We start from the raw sequence: 20,695 nt of genomic DNA, 5'->3' as shown, positions 1-20,695 counted from the left end.
CCGCGCTTGAGGATCTGGCCGCTCATGGCGACGACCTTGTACTGGCCCTGGCGATTGGTGTCCGCCGGCGTCTTGACGACCGTGAACATCGGCACCTCGCTGGCGCGGCGGAAAATCGAGAAGACGGCCTCGGTCCGCAGGCCGTCAATGGCATAGTCCTTCCACTCCCCCTGGGCGACGAAACGCCCATAGACCCGCAGGATCGCGTCGAGCTCACGACGGTTCCACATGACCGGGTCCGGCTTGCGTTTCGCGAAGGGGGATAAAGATTGCACGCCGAATTCTCCCACCAGTTGAATCACCCTGTCCAGCTTACAAACATTTCACGCAGCGCCGCAAAGTCGCCACATTCTCGGCGCGTTCCGGCCATACCGCCCGACCACCGTCTCACCTGTCGGCCGGTCGCAATAACCGCCTCCCAGCCTGGTTTTAGACAGCCCCCCCAGCCCCCCGGGTCAAGAGGCTGCGGTCCGGTCGACACCCCCAATTCCGCTCATGAAATGGACAACTTGCCTTGCCTCTGGCCAAGCGCGCCGCGTCGCGCTAACGCTAGATCAGTCAGATCATGAGCCCTGCGAACCATGCTGGTTGCCGATCAACTCATCAAGGATTTCGGATCCTTCCGTGCGGTCGATGGAGTGAGCTTCACCCTCGAGCGCGGCGAAGTGCTCGGTTTTCTCGGCCCCAATGGGGCCGGGAAGACGACCAGTATGCGCATGCTCGCCGGCGGGCTGGAGCCGGATGGCGGGACCGCTTCGATTGCCGGCTATGACTGTATGACCCAGCGCCTGGAGGCGCAGTCGCGCCTTGGTTACCTGCCGGAAGGAGCGCCGGCCTATCCAGCCATGACGCCGCGGGGCTTTGTCATTTTCGGTCTGCGTGCACGCGGCTTCTCCGGCGGTGCATTGATGCGGGCCACGGGTCTGGCGCTTGAGCGCGCCGTTCTGGGCGAGATGGCGGATCAGCCGATCGGGACGCTGTCCAAGGGCTATAAGCGACGCGCTGCCCTTGCCGCGGCCATCGCCCATGATCCGGCTGTCCTCATTCTGGATGAACCCACTGACGGGCTTGATCCCAACCAGAAGGATGGTGTGCGCCAGTTGATCCGGGACATGGCGCCGGAGAAGGCGATCATCATCTCAACCCATATCCTGGAAGAAGTGCCCGCTGTCTGCTCGCGCGCGATCGTGATCGACAAGGGGCGTGTCCTGTTTGACGGCACCCCGCATGCGCTCGCTGCGAAAGGTCCCGATTCGACGGTGGAATCGGCCTTCCGTGCCCTCACCCAGGGCGTTGGCGGCGCGGAGGCGGTGGCGTGATCCATACCCTCCATGCTGTTTATCGCCGCGAACTCACGGCATATTTCCAGACGCCACTGGCCTATGTCTTCCTGGCGGTCTTCGCGATTTGTGCGCCCGCCTTCGCGTTTCATATCGGGCGCTTCTTCGACACCAATCGCGCCGATCTCGCGCCGATGTTCGACTATCTGCCCTGGCTGTTTGTGGTCCTCATGCCGGCCCTGGCGATGCGGGCCTGGGCCGAGGAGCGTGATCGCGGGACACTGGAATTCCTGATGGCCCTGCCGATCCCGCTCTGGGCGGCGACGGGTGGCAAATTCCTCGCCGCTTGGACAGTCGCCGGCCTCGCCCTGGCATTGACCTTCCCGATGTGGATTGCAGTCAACTATCTCGGCGCGCCCGACAATGCGGCGATCGCAACCGGCTATCTGGGTGCCTGGCTCATGGCGGGCAGCTATCTGGCGGTTGGCCAGGCATTGTCTGCGACCACATCGAACCAGGTCGTGGCCTTTGTTCTCGGTACCGGAGCGGCCTTTCTCCTGACCATGGCGGGATGGCCATTCGTGCTGTCGGCGCTGGGGGAGAATGCCCCGGCCGCCCTGTCCGAATTCGTCGCGCGGCTGAGCGCTCTGGAGCATTACAACGCCTTCCGATACGGCGTGATAGGCCTGTCCGACCTGATCTATTTTGTCGGCCTCATCCTCGTCTCGCTGACAATTGCGGGTGTCCTTATTGCCGAGCGGCGCGGAGGCGGGCGATGAAGCGCACATTCTTCCTGCCCCTGATGCTGATCAGCCTGATCGTCGTCTTCCTTGGTGGCAATGAACTGGCGGGCCGATGGTTCGGCAGTGCCCGACTCGATCTGACACAGGACGGCCTCTACCGCCTGTCTGACGGCTCGGTTGCGGTGATGACCCGCCTCGAGGAGCCGATTGAGTGGCGCTTCTACTATTCCCGCGCCGAGGCCGCCCAATATCCCGCGATCCGGGCCTATGCGACCCGAGTGCGTGAGTTTCTCGACGCTTATGCGGACCGGTCCAACGGGCGAATCCGCGTGACCGAGATTGATCCGGAGCCCTTCTCGTCGAATGAGGATGAGGCGCTGGCAGCCGGCTTGTCGCCCATGCCCACGGATGGCGGGGACAGTCTGTTTTTCGGCCTCGTGGCGCGGAATTCTGTCGACGAACAGGCGGTTATTCCGCTTTTCCGGGAAGAGGCGGAAGCCCGGCTGGAATACGATCTCACCCGCCTCATCGTTGATATCGAGCGGCCTGCCCGGCCGAGATTGGCCGTCCTTACAAGTTTGCCGCTCAGCCCCGATGATGGGGCTCCGAACGCCTTCATTGCCGAATTGAACGCGGCCTATGATCTGATCTGGCTGGAGCGCGATTTTGTGGCCATGCCCGAGGCGAGCGCCCTGCTGATCGTGCATCCTGGCGCTCTGAGCGAGGAACAGCTCTATCTCGTCGACCAGTTCGCGCTGAGCCATGGGCGCGTCCTCGCCTTCCTTGATCCGCTGGCCCACATGGCCTTGCGGCCGGGCCCGGACGGTTTGCCGCCGATCAATGCCCGCCGCTCGTCCGATCTCGGACCGCTCCTCACCCGCTGGGGGATCGGATATGACAGTGAAACGGTGAGCATGGACCGGCAACTCGGCCTGCCGGTAGAGATTGTGGAGTCCGACGGTCGGGCCCGTCGGCGAGCCTACCCGCTCTGGTTCTCATTGGGGGCCGGCCAGATCAGCCAGACCGACCTGGCCACGTCTACTCTCGATCTCGGCCTGAATTTCGGGTCGCCCGGCGCATTGTCGATCAATCCGCTTGCCGGTGTCGAAGTGACACCACTCCTGTCGACCTCGCCGGAAGGCGCCTTGCTGGACGCCGACATAGCCGCGGGCGCGCCGGGCCCCGACGCCCTGCTGCAGGACTATGTTGCGGCAAACGAGGCGCTCATCATCGCGGCGCGTGTAACGGGCATGATCGAGACGGCTTTCCCGTCCGGGCCACCCGCCGGCGAGATCGCATTCAATCCGGGCGCCCATCGCGAGATGGCTTCCGGTCCGGTGGATATCGTCATTGTCGCCGACGCAGACTGGCTCGATGACAATTACTATGTCCGCAATGACCCGGGCACGGGTCGCAGCTTTGTCGCCGACAATCTGACCCTGGCGCTCAATCTCATCGATATGGCAGCGGGCGACCCGGCCCTTGTCTCACTGCGTTCGCGCACGCCATCCCTACGCCCGATGGCCCGGGTTGAACGTCTGCGGGCAGAAGCCGAGGCCCGCTATGTCGAAACACAGGACCGGCTCGAAGCGGAAATTGCCGATGCGCAGGACCGGTTGAGCGTGCTGTTGAACAGCGGTCAGGCTTCGGCCCTGCTCGCGGATTCCCAGGCCAGTGATCGCGATGAGGCGATGCGTCTGCGTGAACAAATTCTCCAGGGACGCGAGGCATTGCGGGGAATCGAACGGGATTTCCGGCAGGATATCGATGCGCTCAACGCAGACCTCCAATTCTGGACGATCGGCGTCCCGCCCGCCTTGATCATCCTGCTCGGGATCGCCGGAGCGGTTGTCCGGCGACGGAGGCGGCGCGGATGAGTGTGACCACGGACAAGCGGCGACGCACCCAATTGCTGGTGGCTGCCGGCTCGGCTTTGCTGCTTGCCGGCGCCGCCCTCGTGACGCTTCTCTCGCAGGCCAGCGAGACCTGGCGCCCGGCTGTCAGCGGACCGGTCCTGCCAAACTGGTCCAGTGCAGTGGCCAGCGCCCGGGTCATCGACATCACCGGCGATGAGAACTTTCTTCTTCAACAGGCGGCGGGCGTCTGGACCATGCCCAGCCGGGACGGGTATCCGGTCCGGCCGGAACGCCTCGCCGAGCTGGACGCCTATCTTGCGGCCCTGACATTCGAGGGGGCCCGAACCGACAATCCTGGCCGGCTGGGGCGTCTGGGACTGGCCGAGCCGGGCACCGAGAACGGCGCGACCCGTATCAGCGTTCGCGATGCGGACGGGACCATCTTGGCCGACATTCTTCTGGGCGAGACGCGTGGTGAGCGGGTTTATGTGCGTGAACCCGGTCGGAACCGGGCTTTTGCTGCCCGGCTGGGCGATGGCGCGGTGGCACGGCCCGACCTGCTGCCGGCGGATGCCTGGCTTGATCTCGATTTCCTCTCCCTCGGCACGAATGACATTGCCCGTGCGGATATCCAGCCGGAAGCTGGCCCGGCCTATCGCCTGGAGCGGGCCTCGACGGCGTCACGGAATTTCGCCCTGCGGCGACCCGCGGGCTGGCAGACCATAACCGCCGCCGCCGGGAATGGTCCGGCAGCCGCGCTTGGCCGCGTTCGCTTCCGCGATGTTCGCCGGGCGGACCGGTTGGGTGGCGAGTTCGTGGCCCACCACACGGCCGAAACCTTTTCGGGCCTGAGGGTTCGGATTGACGTCAAGGCGCTGGGCGAAACGCGCTGGGCGCTGATCACGGCGTCAGCCATCACCGATGATGCAGCGGCGGAAGCTTCGGCGCTCAATGCGCTCACCGATGGCTGGGCCTATCTGATGTCTGACCTCACGATTGATCGCCTGATCAGACCGCTCGACAGAATTGCGGACCCGCGCGAGGAGGCCGGTGATGCGCCTTAACCAGATCACCCTTCCCGTCAGCGACATTCCGCGCTCGAAGGATTTCTACGCGCGTCTCGGATTCCGGCTGCTGGTCGACAGTCCGCATTACTGCCGGTTTCTCGCACCGGACGGGGATGCGACCTTTTCAATTCATGCCGAAACACCGGTTGGGACCGGGGCGGTCATCTATCTCGAATCCGAGGACATGGACGCTGATTACCACCGCCTGCAGGCGGTGGGTTTTGTTTTTGAGACCGCGCCGCGCGATGAGAGCTGGCTCTGGCGTGAAGCGATCCTGCGGGACCCGGATGGTCATCGCATCAAACTCTATTACGCCGGCGAAAACCGCATCGATCCGCCCTGGCGCGTCTCGCCGGACCGTCATTGACCGGATTTGCCGGGGATTTGGCATTCCCGCATCTGACCGCTCTGGCTAGCTTGCGCGTGGCTGGGATTGGAGACATGCATGCCACGTCTGAAACATATCGGCTTTGTCCTGTTCGACGACCTCACCCAGCTGGACTTCACCGGGCCGCTGCAAGTGCTCAACCGACTTCCGGGTGTCAAAATCCACCTGGTTGCCCGGGAGGCCGGTCCGGTAAGGACGGATTGCGGCCCCTTCATCCTTGCTGATACCAGCTTTTCCGATTGTCCTCAGCTCGACCTGGTCTGCGTGCCCGGTGGATGGGGCGTCGACGCGGCGATGGAAGATGCGGCGACGGTGGATTTCCTGCGCCAGCAGGCGACCGGAGCGCAATTCATGACGTCGGTCTGCACAGGGGCGTTTATTCTCGGCGCGGCAGGGCTGCTCGAGGGCCGAAAGGCCACCACCCACTGGAGTTATCATGCCTCCCTGTCCCGCTTCGGTGCCGAGCCGGTCACGGCCCGGGTTGTCCGGGACGGAAACCTCTTCACTGGCGGCGGTGTCACGGCCGGGATTGATTTCGCGCTGACGATCGTGCGCGAACTCTATGGCGAGGCGCTGGCCCAGGCCATTCAGCTGGGTCTTGAATATGATCCGGCGCCTCCGGTGAATGCCGGGTCCCCGGACAAGGCCCCGGCGCCGGTTCGTGACGCCGTCGATGCGCGCTTCGCACCACGATTGGAAGCGTTTCTGGAGGTCGTGGACCGGGTCACGGCCACGGCCGACGCCTGATCCGTCAATCGGCAGTCGGCGCCGGGTCGACCGCGGGCTCGCCCACGCGCATCAGCCGGTCTGCCGCGGCCCGGGCAAAGCGCAAGGTCAGCGCCTTGCGTCGGGCGGGTGCGAGTTTGAGAACCGGGCTCTCCCGGATAATCGCGCCGCCGAACCCGTCGGCGATGATCAGACCGGCATCGTCCGGAATGACGTCATGGGGAAAGCGCTCGGACACCGCGAAATAGAGCCGGTCGCAATAGCCGGCATAATTCGTCCATTTGCTGTCGGCGCGGAAATCGGCAAGACCGGACTTGATCTCGATAATGGTGATCTCGCCCTTGCGACCAAGCGCAGCGAGATCAGCGCGCCGCCCGTCGGGCAGGCTGAACTCCGGGACCGCGCTGTAACCCATATGCCAGAGCAGGCGCGCGGCGCCACGCATCAGGGCCTGGGCGTCATCGATCAGCGGGTTGGCAGTTGAGGCGACATCATCTCTGGACATTGCCGGAGTTTGTACCTGATTTGTTCGCGCGGCAAGGCCGTGCTGACCATGCCTCTGTTCAAGCCAGCCAGGCTCGATCAGATTGAGGCAGGATTTCGGGAAGACGCGCCATGACCGCAGACAGTATCGCGCCATCGCTGGATGACTTCGAGCGGATCGCCGCGACCGCCTTTGACGCATTGCCTGACGAGATGCGGGCGCTTTGCGGTCGGGTAGAGGTCTTTGTCAGTGAATTTGCGGATGCCGAGACCCTGGCCGCGGTCGGGCTGACCGATCCGTTCGAGTTGACCGGCGTCTATATCGGCGTGGACCTGTCGCAGAAATCGGTCTCGGACCCGTCGCCTGAGCCGGACCGGGTTGTCCTTTATCGTCGCCCTATTCTTGATGAATGGGCCGATCACGGCGCCATCACGCTGGGCGAGTTGATTTCTCATGTCCTGGTGCATGAGATCGGCCATCATTTCGGCCTTTCCGATGAGGATATGCACCGTATTGAGGACGCAGACTGACGGCTCTCAGCCTTTATCGGTCGGGATAGCCCCAATGGTTGATCCACCGATCGAGTTGGGCCCGATAGGGCTCCAGCGCCTCGGCATGGTGCCGCCAGAGACCGATGGAACGGTCATGAATGGCCTCCTCGACCTGCGAGGCTGAGGGGGTCGAGAGGCTGGGCGACAGCCGCTCGCGATAGTCGGCCATCTCGCTTTCCCATTCCAGACCGAGCACCAGAAGCACCCGTGCGATCTCGTCCTTCATGTCGGTCACGACATCCTCATAGCGGACCTGGGTGACGCGCAGGTCCGGAGCCACTTTGCGGCCCGCTTCGCCGGCTTTCATGGTCGCATCGTAAAGCGCGACCGTGTCGGCCAGCGTGTAGGTGCGCAGCATCGCCGTGTTGAACTGGAAGAGCCGCTTGAAGGTCGAGAAGACGCTATCCCGCGGATCGCGCAGCGCCAACAGGACCCGGGCATTCGGGAAGACCTGTCCCAGCACGCCCAGCCAGGGCAAATTCAGCGGCAATTTGTCAATGAAGACGGTGTCGTCCGGTACGCCGAGTGCCTTGGCGCGCGCCCAGTATTCGCTTTGCAGCCGGGCCCGGTTTCGGGGCAGGGCCGCGAAGAAGCGCCGCAGACTGTCGTCACTGTCGCCGGCCTCATCGAGGATGGGTTGGACCAGAAGGGCCTCGTCACTCGTGGATATCCCCGAATGACTCGCCAGGATTTGTTCCAGCAGCGTCGTGCCTGACCGCGGAAAGCCGACAAGAAAGACCGGCGCGCGGCGCTTTTCAGGTGCCGGCAGGCTCGGCGGCTTGATGGTCGCATAGGCAGCGGTCAGCCGTTTCAGGCTGTCGAGCCCATGCAGGCCATCGAAGAATTGCCCGCCCGGAGCAAGATGCTCGCGCAACGCCGAATAGCCGGTTTCCCAGGCCGCGAATGCGGCCGCATGGTCGTCCATTGCTTCGCAGGCATCACCCAGACGGCGCCAGACTGTAGCATTGATCGCCGGATTCGCACGGCTGGCATCGAATTGCGCCTCGATCAGCTGGCGCGCCTGGTCCGGTGTCCGGTTGGCGAGGTCGGAGCCAGCGCGCGCAGAAAGGGCGGCCGCATCGCTCGGTTCGACGGCCAGGACCGCGTCCGCATGCTCGCGCGCCGCCGACCAGTCACGCTGGTTCTCACACACAATGGCCAGGCCCCGATGGGCTTCGACATGACCGGGCTGACGCGTCAGGGCTTCTTCATATGCCGCACGCGCGGCGCCAAGATCATTGGCCTGACGTTCCATGGCGCCGCGCAGGACGTGGGGTTCCACAGCGTCCGGGAAGGCATCGGAAATGGCGTCGAATCGGCTTCGCGCGGAAACATAATCCGCCAGATCGCCAAGGATCTGTGCGGCGGCCAGCTCGAAGCCCATCTGTCCCGGGGCAGCATCACAGGCCTGTTTGATCCACAAGAGCGCGGCGTCCGGATCCTGACGGGCGCGTCGGCAGATCGCCTTCAGATAGAGTCCATTGGGGTCGTTCGGCAGGGCGGCGAGAATGGCATCGGCTACGGATTCGGCATCGACGAAGCGATGGTCGCGATAGGCGGCGAACCCGGACTGGGAACGAGCAAAGGCTTCTTGCGGCGTCATCGACATCTCGGTGGCGGTCCTGTCATTCAAGCGGCGAGCGGATCAGCCCGCATTCGGGCACAGAATTCTCGCGCAAACCAGTCACAGCGACACTTGGGCCCGGTTTGTGAAGCGATCGGATGAAAAAACCCCGCCAGCGAGGCTGACGGGGTTTTTCGTGTCGCTGTCGCGAAGAGGCGGGACTAGCCCTTCTTCTTCGGCTCGCGCTTTTCGATGCCACGACCGGTGACGCGCTCGGCGATACGGGCCGACTTGCCGCGACGATCGCGCAGATAGTAGAGCTTGGCGCGGCGGACACGGCCTTTGCGCTTGATCTCGATCTGCTCGACATTCGGCGAGTAGAGCGGGAAAACGCGCTCGACGCCCTCACCGAAGGAGATCTTGCGGACAGTGTAGCTCTCGTTCAGGCCACCACCATTGCGGGCGATGCAGACGCCTTCGAAGACCTGGATCCGCTCACGTTCGCCTTCCTTGATGCGAACATGGACGCGCAGCGTGTCGCCGGCGCTGAAATCCGGAATTTTCTTGTCACCCAGGACGCGGGCGGCTTCTTCTTGTTCAAGCTGCTCGATCATGTTCATCGTGCATTCTCCTTGCGGGCCTTGTACCTCGTCCAGAGGTCGGGGCGACGCGCCTTCGTAATTTTCTCAGCCTGTTCCTGGCGCCAGGCCGCAACACGGCCATGATGCCCCGACAACAGGACGTCCGGGATCTCCCGATCCTCAAACACGCGCGGTCGCGTGTAATGAGGATATTCGAGGAGATCACCCTCGAAACTTTCATCCTCGGCCGACATCGGGTCGCCCAGCACGCCGGGGAGAAGTCTCACACAGGCCTCGATGAGAACCTGCGCGGGCGCTTCGCCCCCGGCCAGCACGGCATCGCCAACACTGACCTCTTCCATCTCGCGGCTTTCGATCACCCTCTGGTCGAGGCCTTCGAAGCGTCCGCAAAACACGACAACGCCCGGACCCGTCGCCCATTCCCGAACCCGGGACTGGGTCAGCGGTTTTCCGCGCGGCGTCAAATAGATCAACGGTCGTTTCCCGCCTTGCCAGCGAGACTGCACCGCATCAATCGCCTCCGTCGCGACATCCGGCCTGAGCACCATACCGGCGCCTCCGCCGGCTGGGGTGTCGTCCACGGAGCGGTGCTTATGACGGGAAAAATCCCGGATGTCCACAGTTTCAAGCGCCCACAACCCATGATTCGCAGCTGTTGCAATCAGCGAAACCCCCAGGGGTCCCGGAAAGGCATCCGGGAAGAGGGTGAGCGCGGTCGCGGTCCAAGGCAGGGAAGGGCTGGTGGCGTCAGTCATCGACAGTTCCGCTCGCCTCTTCCTCGGCCTTCGAGCCGACATCTTCCGGCGGGTCGATCGTCACCACACCCTCGGCAATCGAGACATGCGGCACGAATTCGCGGGTGAAGGGGAGCATCCAGCTGCCATTACGGTCGGGCGTGCCGGTGATTTCCAAGAGGTCGCCGGAGCCGAAATCATGGACGGCCTTGAGCGTACCCATGGGCGCGCCGTCCAGGCCTTGGACTTTCAGGCCCAACAGGTCGGAATGGTAGAATTCGTCCTCTTCCAGTTCCGGCAGGGCTGAGCGGAGGACGTGGAGTTTTGTGCCCTTGAGGGCCTGGGCCGTGTCGCGGTCGAGCGGTTCGGCGAAGCGGACCACGAAACCGTCCTTGACCGACCGGGCGGCCTTGGGAGTCAGGATGGTCTTGCCGTCTGTGTCCAGGAAGGCGCCATAGATGAAAGCGTCGGCCGGGGTGCCGGCGAAGCTCTTGACCTTGCACTCGCCACGGACACCGTGGGCGCCGGCGATGGCGGCAATAAAGACGAGATCGTCGGCGGGCTCGGTCATGATGGGTATCCGGTCGTGACGGCCCCCTCACTCATGAGGGGGCCGATCGCGGGAAAGTCCTACTCGGACTTTTCTTCTTCAGCAGCAGCTTCAGCGGCCGGAGCCTCTTCAGCCGGAGCTTCTTCAGCGGCTGGTGCTTCGGCAGCGGCCTTGGCTTCTTCAGCAGCAGCCTTGCGCTCAGCTTCCTTCTCGGCCTTCTCGGCAGCGAGTTCCTTGGCTTTCTGGCCCGGCTCACCCTTTTTCGGGTTGTTGCTGGCTTCCCACTTCCAGGTCTCGGCTTCGATGGCGTGGATGAAACGGCCGACGCGATCGGTCGGCTTGGCGCCCTTGGCGAGCCAGGCCTTCACCTTGTCCATGTCCAGCTCGACGCGCTGGCCGTCTTTCGGGAGCATCGGGTTGTAGGAACCGATCTTCTCGATGAAGCGGCCATCGCGCGGCGAGCGGCTGTCGGCAATGACGATGCGGTAGTAAGGGCGCTTCTTGGCGCCACCACGGGCGAGACGGATTTTCAGAGACATAGGGGTATTCCTTCTAGAGTCGTATAGGGAGATCAGGTGATTTGAGGGCCGCGGCACTCATCCATTGCGGGTGGTTCCGGCAGGACGTCGGGGCTTTGGTCGGCGAGCAGAAATTGAATTTCGGTCCGTACGCCAATGTATCCAGCCAGATCGGGTGAATAGGCCCATTGGCTGATGGCGACTTCAACCGACTGCACGAATTGTTGCGATACCAGGGTCTGCGTCCGCGGCGGTGTTGGCCGTTCCAAGCCTGTATTGCAGGCCACGCAAACGTCAAACGGGCGACCATTTTCATCAATGCCGTAGGCCGCGCGGCACACGGCTGTCATGCCCGTCGCCGCAGCGAGATAGGGATAGGTGGGCTCGACCCGGGTGGTCGCGCGCAGCTCATCCGCCCAGTCGTCAGCCAACGCCGAGCCACTGGCCACAAGCAGGAATATGACGAGCGCGCGGATCATTTCTTCGGCAGACCCAGCGGCAGCCCGTCGGGACCGAGCGGTACGCCGCCCAATCCCGGCAGGCCCGCAGGCTTGCTGGTGTTTGAATTGCCCAGACCGGGCAGCTTTGAGCCGGATGGCGCCTTGCCGCCCAGCAGGTCCTGTGTGGCGCGGCCCATATCGGCGGGGTTCATTCCGCCCATCTGGCCGCCCATGCCCGGAGGCATGCCGCCGCCCATTCCGCCCATCATGCCGGCGAGACCGCCGCGGCCACCCTTGGCGGCCTTTTTCATCATGTCGGCCATCTGGCGGTGCATCTTGATCAGCTTGTTGACGTCGGCAACCTGAACGCCGGAACCGGCGGCGATGCGCTTCTTGCGGCTGGCCTTGAGAATTTCCGGCTTGGCGCGTTCCTGCCTGGTCATCGACAGGATGATGGCTTCCTGGCGGGTCAGCATCTTGTCGTCCATGCCGGCCGCGGCCGCCTGGGCCTGCATCTTCTTGTTCATGCCCGGCAGCATGCCCATGATGCCGCCAAGCCCGCCCATGGTCTTGAGCTGGCTGAACTGTTCGCGCAAATCGTCGAGGTCGAATTTGCCCTTGGCCATCTTCTTGGCCATGCGGGCGGCTTTTTCCTCGTCGACATTCTGGGCGGCCTTCTCGACCAGCGAGATGATGTCGCCGCGGCCGAGAATGCGGCCGGCGACACGCTTGGCGTCAAAGACATCCAGCCCGTCGGGCTTTTCCGAGACGCCAAGGAATTTGATCGGCAGGCCGGTCACATGGCGCATGGACAGGGCGGCGCCGCCACGGCCATCGCCATCCATCCGCGTCAGTACCAGGCCGGATAGCGGCAGGCGCTCGTGGAAGCGACGGGCGGTCTCGACAGCGTCCTGACCGGTCAGGGCGTCGGCGACCAGCAGGGTCTCGTGCGGATTGGTGACGCGCGCAATCTCATGCGCCTCGGCCATCATGTCCTCGTCGATCGAGGTGCGGCCGGCGGTGTCGAGGATGACGACGTCAAAGCCCTGCAGGCGGCCGGCGCTCATCGCACGCTTGGCAATATCGACCGCGCGCTGGTTCGGAACGATGGGCAGGAAGGCGACATCGATCTGGCCGGCCAGCTGCTGGAGCTGCTCCATGGCCGCCGGGCGACGCGTATCAAGCGAGGCCAGCATGACCTTCTTCTTCTGCGTTTCCTGAATGCGTTTCGCGAGCTTGGCCGAGGTCGTGGTTTTACCGGAGCCCTGCAGGCCGGCCATCAAAATGGCGACCGGCGGTTCGCCGTCCAGGGACAGGCCGACCGGCTCGCCTTCGCCGCCGAGCAGGTCGACGAGGGCGTCATGGACGATCTTGATGACTTGCTGACCCGGCGAGACGGCGCGGATCACATCTTCTCCGACAGCGCGTTCGCGGATCTGCTTGGTCGCGGCCTTCACCACGTCCAGAGCGACATCGGCTTCGAGCAGGGCGACGCGAATTTCGCGCAACGCCGCATCGACATCCTTCTCCGACAGCACACCGCGCCCGGTGAGCTTGTCGAAAACGCCGCCAAGTCGTTCTGTCAGTGTGTCGAACATCAAAACCTCAATCCGTCGCCATCATCACAAAGCAAAGCGGCCCCGCTGAGCGAAACCTTCGCCGAGCAGGGTTCTCGCCGACCTCCCCCGACCAGTTGGTGCGGATGTGCCGGTAAGACAAGCGTGATGCTTGCAAGATGAAGCGGGGCTAGTACGTGGCGTGTGGAAAAGAGTCAAGCCGCACGCACGATGCGGGGCGAGGCTCAGCGGGTCTCGGCAACCGTGTCGGCTTCGCCGGAGACCATGACCGGTTCGGAGCTGGAGAAGGTCAGACCCGGACGATCAGGGCGCGCAGAAAGCATGGCGCCGAACAGAGACGCAAAGATCAGCGCTGCCGTCAGCCACAGAAGGGCTGTCTTTGCGAGCGTGCTGATTGCGAATTGAGCCTTGGCCATGATGTCCTCGGGGCGGGATTGCCCTTTTTTACGCGTACCGATTTGAGCGCCGATTCCCTTAACGGGGTCCTAGCGGCGGCGTTCGAAGCGGGTTTATCGTTAAAACAAGTAAAATACGCCTCAAACTGTCTTGTCGGCGTATCCAATGAATGTGGCCTGAATATGGGAGACGGTTTGGCCCGTTCAAGAGGGGCGATGTCTGATCCGGATCCGGGGCTGTCCAGGGAGACGCCGGCCTGCCCGCCGGGACATGAGGCGGACAGGGCCGACGCGGTTTGAGCGGGCACGGTTTTTGGAGGGTCAGCCCATGCACCGCTCGGGGGACATGGCAGTTACGCTGCCCGGGCTCGGCTGGATCACTCGGGGCGGTTTTGTTGTGTGTCCCGGCCATTCCGACCGCGCAGCGTGTTCCAGACACGACCGGCCCGGAGGCAAAGCCAAAGGCCGGCCCAGACATTGCCCAGAAGGGGAAGGGGCAAAATCCAGAATAAGGCCCAGCGCCAGTCCCGCTCGATTCCAGCGATGAAAATGGCCGCGATCAGAAAGCCGAAATACAGATCGGCAAGCGTGACCAGGCCCCACGGATGATGTGTCAGCCAGTCACCGGCGGCTCCGAAGTCGCCAGCCTGGACGGCCCACACAATCAGCGCGGTCAGCCCGAGCGTCCCGATGAGGGCGGCCAGACGAATGAGGAGCGATTTGAAGCGGGGTTCCGAGGAGGTCATGCGGTTGGTACGTGGTCCCGCACGTGCCGGATCAGTCCGCAATGGCCGGATCAATGCATTGGCGAACCGGTTCGCGGCTGTGCTCCGGGAAGCGCGCCAGCCAGCAATCATCGAAGACCGAGCAGTAACAGACTTCATAGCTCATTTCATGGCGCACGGCGTCGAGGGAGTCCCAAAGCGCGTGGCCAAGCGGCTGGGTTGTGGCATCCGGTCGGTCGAAGGCGATGTAGTCGATGTCTTCCTGGGGAGCGAGGAAGCGGCGTCGGACATTGTCGAACACAAGATTCAACTGACCATTGCGGAACGCGTCATGGACAAAGGGCAGGCGTTCATCGGCCGGGATTTCTTCCGGAAGGCAGCAGCGCGCAATGAAAACCGAGGTGTCATGGATGATTTCGCCGCCCCAATACATGTTGAAATAGCGGACTTCGGCGGGGCCAAGCCCGGTATTCTTGACGTTGATTGTCATTACCCAGGTTTCGCGGTCATCATCGATATTGCCGCTTTCGACCTGGATGACCGGCATCACCGATGCCTTCATCGTGCGGTCCATGACGATGCCCTGGTAGACCGCGACGAAGAGGGATGCGAGCGAGATGACAACGACACTCACAGCCACGATCAGCTCGATCATGCGGTGCTGCAGTTTCATGATGGCGCCCCCCCGACCCGTGTGAATGCGCAGTCTAGCCTGATTTGGGCGGGCTTCCAGCTCGGCTCAGTCCGGCCCAGCGCTCTGCGTCGCGCTCAACCAGATCGGCGGCCTTGGCGACGCCATTCTCACGGCGGAGATGCTCGCCCAGATCCGCGCAATTTCGGGCGACGGCCCTGTCGTCCTCGAGCCGCCGGAGCGCGCGGGCAAAGCGTCCGGCGTTCAGACGTTCAGGGCGCAGGGCCTTGTGTCCGAGCCGGGCCTCACGCAATCGTTCAGCCCACCAGGGTTGGTCGACCATGAAGGGGGTGATCAGGCTGGGCTTGCCGGCCGTCAGGGCCGCGGCCGTCGTCCCGGCGCCGCCGTGATGGACAATCAGACGGCAACGCGGAAAAAGCAGGCTGTGCGGGGCGCCGTCGATCACCAGCATGTCCGGCTCGGCAGTGGCCGGAAGTTCGGCCCATCCGCGGGCGATAATCCCGCGCAGGCCGGCCCGTCGAAGCCCGGCGACCGCGGCGGTGACGAGCCGGGTCGCATCACCGGTGACCATGGACCCGAAGCCGACATAGACGGGCGGGGCGCCGCTCTCGAGAAAGGCGTCGATGTCTGGCGCCAGCGATCGGGATGGGTCCGGCAAGACCCAGTTCCCGGTCAGCACGCTGTAATCGTCCCAATCATCCGGCCGCGGCAGGATATGAGCGGAATTGGCCGTCAGCCGCAGGCAGGGTTCGCCGCGATACGTGCCGTAGTCGAGACTGTTGCCGACCGGCGCGAGACCGAGTGACGTGCGCAAGGCATTCAGCTTTCTGCGGAAGGGCATCATGCCCAGCCCCAGTGGCGCCCAGCTCAGCGCATTGAGCCAGTGGGCCCGATTATTGGCCATCACGCCGGGCATCGGAAAGTCGCGGGTCGGGCTGATAATGGGGAGCGGCGCGGCGAGGATGAAGCCGGCCCCGACCGCTTCCGCACCGCTGGCTGAAAACAGGGCCTTGGGGTGGGCGATGACCATGTCGGCATCCCGCGTCCCCTCGACCGCCTCGGTCAGGCAGGCATCGATCATCGGTTCGATCATCTCGCCGCGATTGGAAAACGCCTTGAGCGGATTGCGGGTGACGCCCAGGGCCTCGGCCCGGCGAATGAATTCGCCCATGTCGAAATCGAAGGCGCGGGCCGGAAGGCCGAAACTGTCGATCCAGGCGGTGAAATCGCGCGGCGCTGACAGGGTCACCGCATGGCCGCGGGATTGGAGTTCGAGCCCCAGGGCGAGATAGGGCTGAACATCGCCGCGCGTACCGAATGCGTGGATGGCAATCTTCATGACAAACCGTCCCTCCACCGTGCCTCTATTGAGACAGGTGGAGGGACGGTTTGATCGGGTTCAAAGCGAATGGCAGTCGCTAGATGACGGCCGGGTCGCGGAAGCGTTCCTCGTCCAGCTCGCCTTCCCATTTGGCGACCGCCGTCGCGACAGCGGCATCGCCGGTCACGTTCACGGCCGTACGCGCCATGTCCATGATCCGGTCAACCGGCAGGATGAACCCGACAATGATCGCGGTGTGTTCCGGGGTGACACCGAAGGTCTCAAGCACGATCGCCAACAGGAAGAGCGATGCCGACGGGATGCCGGCGGCGCCGATTGACACAATCGCGGCCGTGAAGGCGATCATGACGTAATTCATGAAGGTGAGGTCGTAGCCAAAGGCTTGGGCCGTGAAGAGCGCGAGAATGCCGAGATAGAGCGCCGTTCCATCCATATTGATGGTGGCCCCGAGCGGCAGAACCGAACCGGCAACGGATTTCTTGACGCCGAGGTTGTCGGAGGCCGCGGCGATGGTGACCGGCAGGGTCGCCGAGGAAGACGCCGTGGAATAGGCCACCGCGATGGGGTCGGTCATGCCGCGGAAGAAACGGACCAGCGGCAGGTTCAGCACGAAGCGGACCAGTATGCCGTAGGTGATGATCGCATGCGCGATCAGGCCCAGATAGACCGCCACAATCAGGGTCAGGATGGCTTGAAGCGCCTCCAGCCCCTGACTGGCAGCGGTGTAGCTGACGAGCGCGAAGACTCCGAAGGGTGCGACCTCCATCACGTAGTGGGTGATCTTCAGCACGACTTCGGAGGCCGAGTTGAACAGGTCGCCCAACGGCTTGCCGGCGGCGCCTGTTGAAAGAATGGCGATGCCCAGGAAGAGTGAGAAGAAGATGATCGCCAGCACATCGCCATCCGCGAGAGCCGCGATCGGATTTGTCGGAACGATCTCGAGAAGCCGCTCGGTAATGGAGGGCGGGTCGGTGCTGACTGGCACGGCCTCGACACCTTCAAGATTGACGCCGGCGCCGGGGCGGAAGAGCGCGCCGAAGGTGAGGCCAATCACATTGGCGAAGAATGTGGTTACCAGATATAGGGCGATTGTCTTGAGACCCAGCGAGCCCAGTTTGGAGGGCTTGCCCATCGCAATCACACCGGCCACCAGCGTGGTGAAAATCAGCGGTACGATCAACATTCGGATCAAGTTGATGAATAGCAGGCCGACGGGGCGAATATAGCTGTCGAGCCAGCTTGTCGCTGCGTCCTGCCCCATCAAATTGGATGTCACCAGACCGAACACAACCCCCAGCACCAGAGCGGCCAGTACGCGCTGCCACAGCTTGATCTTGAACCACCAGCCCATGAAGTCTCTCCCCGATCCAGACGCGCCGTGCAGGCACGATGATGCGTTCGCACACTAGTGGGTGCGCGGTCGGGGTCAATCTTTGGGGAGAGGTGGGGTTCAGCCCGCCTTGGAGGCGTAGGCAGCCTTGAGGATCAGGGCCGGCATATTGATCGCGATAGCCGCCACGCCGGACAGAATCAGCAGGGAGCTGGTGCCGCCAGCGCCAATCAGAAGGCCGGCGGCCACAAGGGCGGCGCCGATCTGGGCGGTGCGGGAAACCCGCAGCCAGGACACATCGTCATAGCTGCGAGCCTTGTTGATCGTCTCGCGGGAGAACCATATGCGGCCGCCGCGGACGTCATGGTCCTTGCGAGTCGTCCGCCTCGGCAGCGGATCGAATGAATGATCTATAAGCGACATTCAATCATTATACGGACTTATTTTTTCGGATGCAACCGGGCTGTGTAAAACTCGCTTTTAAATCCCCTTTTCAGCGCTTTGGGAGCGCGTTTTCAAACACGCTCCCGCACTGCAAAAAAAGACCCTTACTCAGCTTTCGGCAGCGACCACCGCAGCGACCGCATTCACCGTCGAAGCAATCCGGACCGCAGCCTGGATCTGGCTCGTGGTCATGCCATGTTTGCGCAATTCGGCTTCGTGGCTGTCGATGCACAAGCCGCAGCCATTGATGGCGGAGACGGCCAGTGACCACAGTTCAAAGTCGGCCTTGTCGACACCCGGATTGGCCAGGATGTTCATGCGCAGCTTGGCTGGCAGCGTGCTGTATTCCTTGTTCTTCGCCAGGTGAACGAAGCGGTAGTAGACATTGTTCATGCCCATGATGGCCGACGCTGCCTTGGCAGCATTGACCGCTTCCGGGCTCAACTCGGCTTCGGCCGCGGCGCTGATGGCGGCCAGGGTCTTCGGCTCGCCAATGGCATGGGCTGAGGCGAGGAAAGTGCCCCATTTCTTCTGCGCGTCGAGTTCGGTTTCACGGCCAAGAGAGGACAGGTTCAGCTTCAGGTCCTTGGCGTAGTCCGGCAATTCATTCTTCAAGGCGTCAAGCGACATCATTCGCTCCCATCTGGTGCGGTCTGTGATCGGGGTAGGAGAAAAGGGCCCTGGAGCCGCCTGCCAGGCCGGCAATGCGCCGGTCGGGTGAGGGTGGCTCCAGGGCAATGGCAACCTGCGGAGGGCGGGCTGCCGGTCAGAATTGCTGGATTACAGCGTGTCGCCGCCGAGCGGACGGTTGCACGGGCACAGCTCGTCCGTCTGCAGGGCGTCGAGGACGCGCAGCGTGTCTTCCGGGTTGCGGCCGACATTCAGATTGGTGACGTAGACGTGCTGGATGACATTGTGCGGGTCGACAACGAAGGTTGCACGATAGGCAACGCCCTCTTCCGAGCGGATGCCCAGGCTGTCGATCAGCGAGCCCGTGGTGTCGGCGAACTGCCACATGCCGAGCTTGTCGAGGTCCGGGTGCTCGCGGCGCCAGGCCAGCTTGCAGAACTCATTGTCGGACGAACCGCCCATCACGACGGCGTCGCGATCGGCAAACTCTTCAGCCAGGTTGGCGAAGGCGACGATTTCAGTCGGGCAGACGAAGGTGAAATCCTTCGGGTAGAAGAAGATGACCTTCCACTTGCCCTCAAAACTGTCCTGGTTGATCGGCTCGAAGGCCGACTCGCCATTTTCCTCGTGTGCGTTGAAGCCCGGCTTCACGCCGACGATCTCAAATTCCGGAAGTTTTTCGCCGATACCCAGCATTGTGTCTCTCCATTTGGACGGGCCGGCTTGTCTGCCGGCGTTGTGAACGGGGCCGGTACTACGGGCGTTCTGCGATTAATCCAATGGATTGTATTTGGAGAAGTCATAGGTATTATCTATGGCCATGTCTCAGCTTCCGACTCTTCGCCAACTGCAATTCATCATCGCCCTTGCCGAGCATGGAAGTTTCTCTCGAGCGGCCGAGGCCGTCTTCGTTACTCAGCCAACGCTCAGCGCTGCCATCAAGGAGCTGGAGACCATTCTCGGAACGGTCCTGGTTGAACGCGGAGCCCGGGGTGCGGTGCTGACCCCGGCTGGTGACGCGGTGCTGGAGCGCGCGCGCCGGGTCATGACCGAGGCCGAGGATCTGGTGATCGCGGCGCAGGCTGCCGGCGAGCCACTTTCAGGACCTTTCAAACTGGGCGTGATTCCGACCATCGCGCCCTTCTTGTTGCCGCGTGTGTTGCCCGCGCTGCGGGAGCGTTATCCCGATATCGAGCTGTTCTTGCGCGAAGACCTGACCGACCGCCTGTTTGACGCCCTGCGTGAGCGGCGCATTGATGCGGCCCTGATTGCGCTCCCCTATGATGCACCGATGATCGAAACCCACGCTGTGTGGGCGGATGAATTCCTGTTTGCCGCCCCGCCGGATCACCCCCTTGCCCGAAACAAGACACTGGCGCCGTCCGACTTGACGGACGAGCCCCTGCTTTTGCTCGAGGACGGGCATTGTCTGCGCGATCACGCACTCGCGGCCTGCGCGACCGGCTCGGCGCGCGCCGATTTTGCGGCCACCAGCCTGCACACGCTGGTTCACATGGTGAAGTCCGGCCTCGGCGCGACGCTTTTGCCACGTATGGCGGTGGAAGCCGGTCTTGTGGATCGCATGGGTCTTGAGGTCCGACCCTTTGATCCGCCTGTTGTCGGCCGGGAAATCGGGGTGGCCTGGCGCAAAGGGTCCGCCCGTTCGGAAGAAGCGATCCAGCTCGGCGATGCGATCCGCGACATCCTGCAGGCGCCGGACAGCCCCTGAGGCCTCAGTCAGCCCCTGCGGTCAGAATCCGCTTCAGGCGATCGCTGCGCATCAAGTCAATCTTGTCGACTGGCCCGGTCACACGAAATGCAAACTGGTCGACGCGAGGCTCATCGACATGGGCGCTCATCAGGACCACATGCCCCGAATAGCCGCTCTCTTGGAGTTGCGGCAGGGTCTCCGAGTATGAATCATGCGGCGGAATGCGCCGATCCAGAAAAACAATGTCGAAACTGCTCGGCTCCGAGTCGAGAAACGCGTCCAGTCGCGCAAAGCCTTCCATATGAACATTCAAGTCCAATGACTGGCTCATTTCGCTCAGGATGACGTGCTCGACAGGATCATCATCGACGACTGCAACGCGCATG

26 protein-coding genes are annotated in these 20,695 nt (G+C 63.2%); 8 read left to right on the top strand and 18 right to left on the bottom strand.

Annotated features, from left to right (window positions below):
• On the bottom strand, positions 1 to 275 hold a 275-nt coding region (locus QZ266_RS10925; RefSeq protein ID WP_295695072.1), incomplete at its 3' end, for a DUF2794 domain-containing protein.
• A 306-nt stretch (positions 276 to 581) separates the two neighbouring features.
• On the opposite strand from QZ266_RS10925, the gene QZ266_RS10920 reads away from it, so the two are divergent.
• The 6 genes from QZ266_RS10920 (at position 582) to QZ266_RS10895 (ending at position 6,081) form a co-directional block, all read left to right on the top strand.
• Positions 582 to 1,319, top strand: coding sequence for an ABC transporter ATP-binding protein (locus QZ266_RS10920; protein ID WP_295695069.1), 738 nt, complete (start codon positions 582 to 584; stop codon positions 1,317 to 1,319).
• On the top strand, positions 1,316 to 2,059 hold the full coding sequence (locus QZ266_RS10915) for an ABC transporter permease (RefSeq protein WP_295695068.1): 744 nt from the start codon (positions 1,316 to 1,318) through the stop codon (positions 2,057 to 2,059). Before QZ266_RS10920 ends, QZ266_RS10915 begins: the two co-directional genes overlap by 4 nt.
• Positions 2,056 to 3,900, top strand: a complete 1,845-nt coding sequence (locus QZ266_RS10910; RefSeq protein ID WP_295695066.1) for a GldG family protein — start codon at positions 2,056 to 2,058, stop codon at positions 3,898 to 3,900. Before QZ266_RS10915 ends, QZ266_RS10910 begins: the two co-directional genes overlap by 4 nt.
• Positions 3,897 to 4,943: a DUF4340 domain-containing protein gene (locus tag QZ266_RS10905; RefSeq protein ID WP_295695064.1), complete on the top strand. Its 1,047-nt coding sequence runs from the start codon at positions 3,897 to 3,899 to the stop codon at positions 4,941 to 4,943. Before QZ266_RS10910 ends, QZ266_RS10905 begins: the two co-directional genes overlap by 4 nt.
• Positions 4,933 to 5,313 (top strand): VOC family protein, encoded by a 381-nt coding sequence (locus tag QZ266_RS10900; RefSeq protein WP_295695062.1) that lies wholly within the window; start codon positions 4,933 to 4,935, stop codon positions 5,311 to 5,313. The genes QZ266_RS10905 and QZ266_RS10900 overlap by 11 nt, the downstream gene beginning before the upstream one ends.
• Before the next feature lie 78 nt (positions 5,314 to 5,391).
• Positions 5,392 to 6,081, top strand: coding sequence for a DJ-1/PfpI family protein (locus QZ266_RS10895; protein WP_295695060.1), 690 nt, complete (start codon positions 5,392 to 5,394; stop codon positions 6,079 to 6,081).
• Between the two features lie 4 nt (positions 6,082 to 6,085).
• On the opposite strand, the gene QZ266_RS10890 is transcribed toward QZ266_RS10895, so the two are convergent.
• Complete coding sequence (locus tag QZ266_RS10890; RefSeq protein WP_295695059.1) at positions 6,086 to 6,565, bottom strand: MmcB family DNA repair protein; 480 nt, start codon at positions 6,563 to 6,565, stop codon at positions 6,086 to 6,088.
• Between the two features lie 110 nt (positions 6,566 to 6,675).
• On the opposite strand from QZ266_RS10890, the gene QZ266_RS10885 reads away from it, so the two are divergent.
• Complete coding sequence (locus tag QZ266_RS10885) at positions 6,676 to 7,074, top strand: metallopeptidase family protein (protein WP_295695057.1); 399 nt, start codon at positions 6,676 to 6,678, stop codon at positions 7,072 to 7,074.
• A gap of 13 nt (positions 7,075 to 7,087) precedes the next feature.
• Here the strand turns inward: QZ266_RS10885 and QZ266_RS10880 are convergent, their stop codons facing one another.
• The 15 genes from QZ266_RS10880 to QZ266_RS10810 all read right to left on the bottom strand — a co-directional run bounded on the left by QZ266_RS10880 (position 7,088) and on the right by QZ266_RS10810 (position 19,294).
• The gene (locus QZ266_RS10880; RefSeq protein ID WP_295695055.1) at positions 7,088 to 8,698 is read right to left on the bottom strand and encodes a tetratricopeptide repeat-containing sulfotransferase family protein; all 1,611 of its coding nucleotides are present in this window, start codon (positions 8,696 to 8,698) and stop codon (positions 7,088 to 7,090) included.
• A 182-nt stretch (positions 8,699 to 8,880) separates the two neighbouring features.
• Entirely contained in the window at positions 8,881 to 9,279 is a 399-nt protein-coding gene (gene rplS, locus QZ266_RS10875) for a 50S ribosomal protein L19 (RefSeq protein ID WP_295695053.1), read from the bottom strand.
• Positions 9,276 to 10,016 (bottom strand): tRNA (guanosine(37)-N1)-methyltransferase TrmD, encoded by a 741-nt coding sequence (gene trmD, locus QZ266_RS10870; RefSeq protein WP_295695052.1) that lies wholly within the window; start codon positions 10,014 to 10,016, stop codon positions 9,276 to 9,278. The genes rplS and trmD overlap by 4 nt, the downstream gene beginning before the upstream one ends.
• A complete protein-coding gene (gene rimM, locus QZ266_RS10865; RefSeq protein ID WP_295695050.1) occupies positions 10,009 to 10,566 on the bottom strand; it encodes a ribosome maturation factor RimM in 558 nt (185 codons plus the stop codon). The genes trmD and rimM overlap by 8 nt, the downstream gene beginning before the upstream one ends.
• Positions 10,567 to 10,625: 59 nt before the next feature.
• On the bottom strand, positions 10,626 to 11,084 hold the full coding sequence (gene rpsP / locus QZ266_RS15335) for a 30S ribosomal protein S16 (RefSeq protein ID WP_301063432.1): 459 nt from the start codon (positions 11,082 to 11,084) through the stop codon (positions 10,626 to 10,628).
• A 32-nt stretch (positions 11,085 to 11,116) separates the two neighbouring features.
• Positions 11,117 to 11,542 carry a hypothetical protein gene (locus QZ266_RS10855; RefSeq protein WP_295695048.1) on the bottom strand — a complete coding sequence of 142 codons (426 nt, stop codon included), beginning with the start codon at positions 11,540 to 11,542 and terminating at the stop codon, positions 11,117 to 11,119.
• The gene (gene ffh / locus QZ266_RS10850) at positions 11,539 to 13,101 is read right to left on the bottom strand and encodes a signal recognition particle protein (protein ID WP_295695046.1); all 1,563 of its coding nucleotides are present in this window, start codon (positions 13,099 to 13,101) and stop codon (positions 11,539 to 11,541) included. Before ffh ends, QZ266_RS10855 begins: the two co-directional genes overlap by 4 nt.
• Positions 13,102 to 13,304: 203 nt before the next feature.
• On the bottom strand, positions 13,305 to 13,496 hold the full coding sequence (locus QZ266_RS10845) for a hypothetical protein (protein ID WP_295695045.1): 192 nt from the start codon (positions 13,494 to 13,496) through the stop codon (positions 13,305 to 13,307).
• A 356-nt stretch (positions 13,497 to 13,852) separates the two neighbouring features.
• Entirely contained in the window at positions 13,853 to 14,221 is a 369-nt protein-coding gene (locus tag QZ266_RS10840; RefSeq protein WP_295695043.1) for a hypothetical protein, read from the bottom strand.
• A 31-nt stretch (positions 14,222 to 14,252) separates the two neighbouring features.
• Entirely contained in the window at positions 14,253 to 14,873 is a 621-nt protein-coding gene (locus tag QZ266_RS10835) for a hypothetical protein (RefSeq protein ID WP_295695042.1), read from the bottom strand.
• Positions 14,874 to 14,907: 34 nt separating this feature from the next.
• Positions 14,908 to 16,191, bottom strand: a complete 1,284-nt coding sequence (locus QZ266_RS10830) for a glycosyltransferase (RefSeq protein WP_295695040.1) — start codon at positions 16,189 to 16,191, stop codon at positions 14,908 to 14,910.
• Positions 16,192 to 16,270: 79 nt separating this feature from the next.
• On the bottom strand, positions 16,271 to 17,545 hold the full coding sequence (locus tag QZ266_RS10825; protein ID WP_295695038.1) for a dicarboxylate/amino acid:cation symporter: 1,275 nt from the start codon (positions 17,543 to 17,545) through the stop codon (positions 16,271 to 16,273).
• A 99-nt stretch (positions 17,546 to 17,644) separates the two neighbouring features.
• Positions 17,645 to 17,947 (bottom strand): hypothetical protein, encoded by a 303-nt coding sequence (locus QZ266_RS10820; RefSeq protein ID WP_295695036.1) that lies wholly within the window; start codon positions 17,945 to 17,947, stop codon positions 17,645 to 17,647.
• Positions 17,948 to 18,076: 129 nt separating this feature from the next.
• Positions 18,077 to 18,598, bottom strand: coding sequence for a carboxymuconolactone decarboxylase family protein (locus tag QZ266_RS10815; RefSeq protein WP_366523924.1), 522 nt, complete (start codon positions 18,596 to 18,598; stop codon positions 18,077 to 18,079).
• A gap of 150 nt (positions 18,599 to 18,748) precedes the next feature.
• On the bottom strand, positions 18,749 to 19,294 hold the full coding sequence (locus QZ266_RS10810; RefSeq protein WP_295695033.1) for a peroxiredoxin: 546 nt from the start codon (positions 19,292 to 19,294) through the stop codon (positions 18,749 to 18,751).
• Between the two features lie 124 nt (positions 19,295 to 19,418).
• Between QZ266_RS10810 and QZ266_RS10805 the strand changes: the two genes are divergently transcribed.
• The gene (locus QZ266_RS10805; RefSeq protein ID WP_295695032.1) at positions 19,419 to 20,327 is read left to right on the top strand and encodes a hydrogen peroxide-inducible genes activator; all 909 of its coding nucleotides are present in this window, start codon (positions 19,419 to 19,421) and stop codon (positions 20,325 to 20,327) included.
• 4 nt (positions 20,328 to 20,331) lie between these two features.
• Here QZ266_RS10805 and QZ266_RS10800 read toward each other — a convergent pair whose 3' ends face one another.
• Positions 20,332 to 20,694 carry a response regulator gene (locus QZ266_RS10800; protein WP_295695030.1) on the bottom strand — a complete coding sequence of 121 codons (363 nt, stop codon included), beginning with the start codon at positions 20,692 to 20,694 and terminating at the stop codon, positions 20,332 to 20,334.
• Position 20,695: the final 1 nt, after the last annotated feature.

It is taken from the genome of uncultured Maricaulis sp. (assembly GCF_905480005.1).
In the GTDB taxonomy this organism is placed as follows: domain Bacteria; phylum Pseudomonadota; class Alphaproteobacteria; order Caulobacterales; family Maricaulaceae; genus Maricaulis.
The sequence above is the reverse complement of the archived record's forward strand: the minus strand, read 5'-3'. Positions and strand labels throughout refer to the sequence as shown.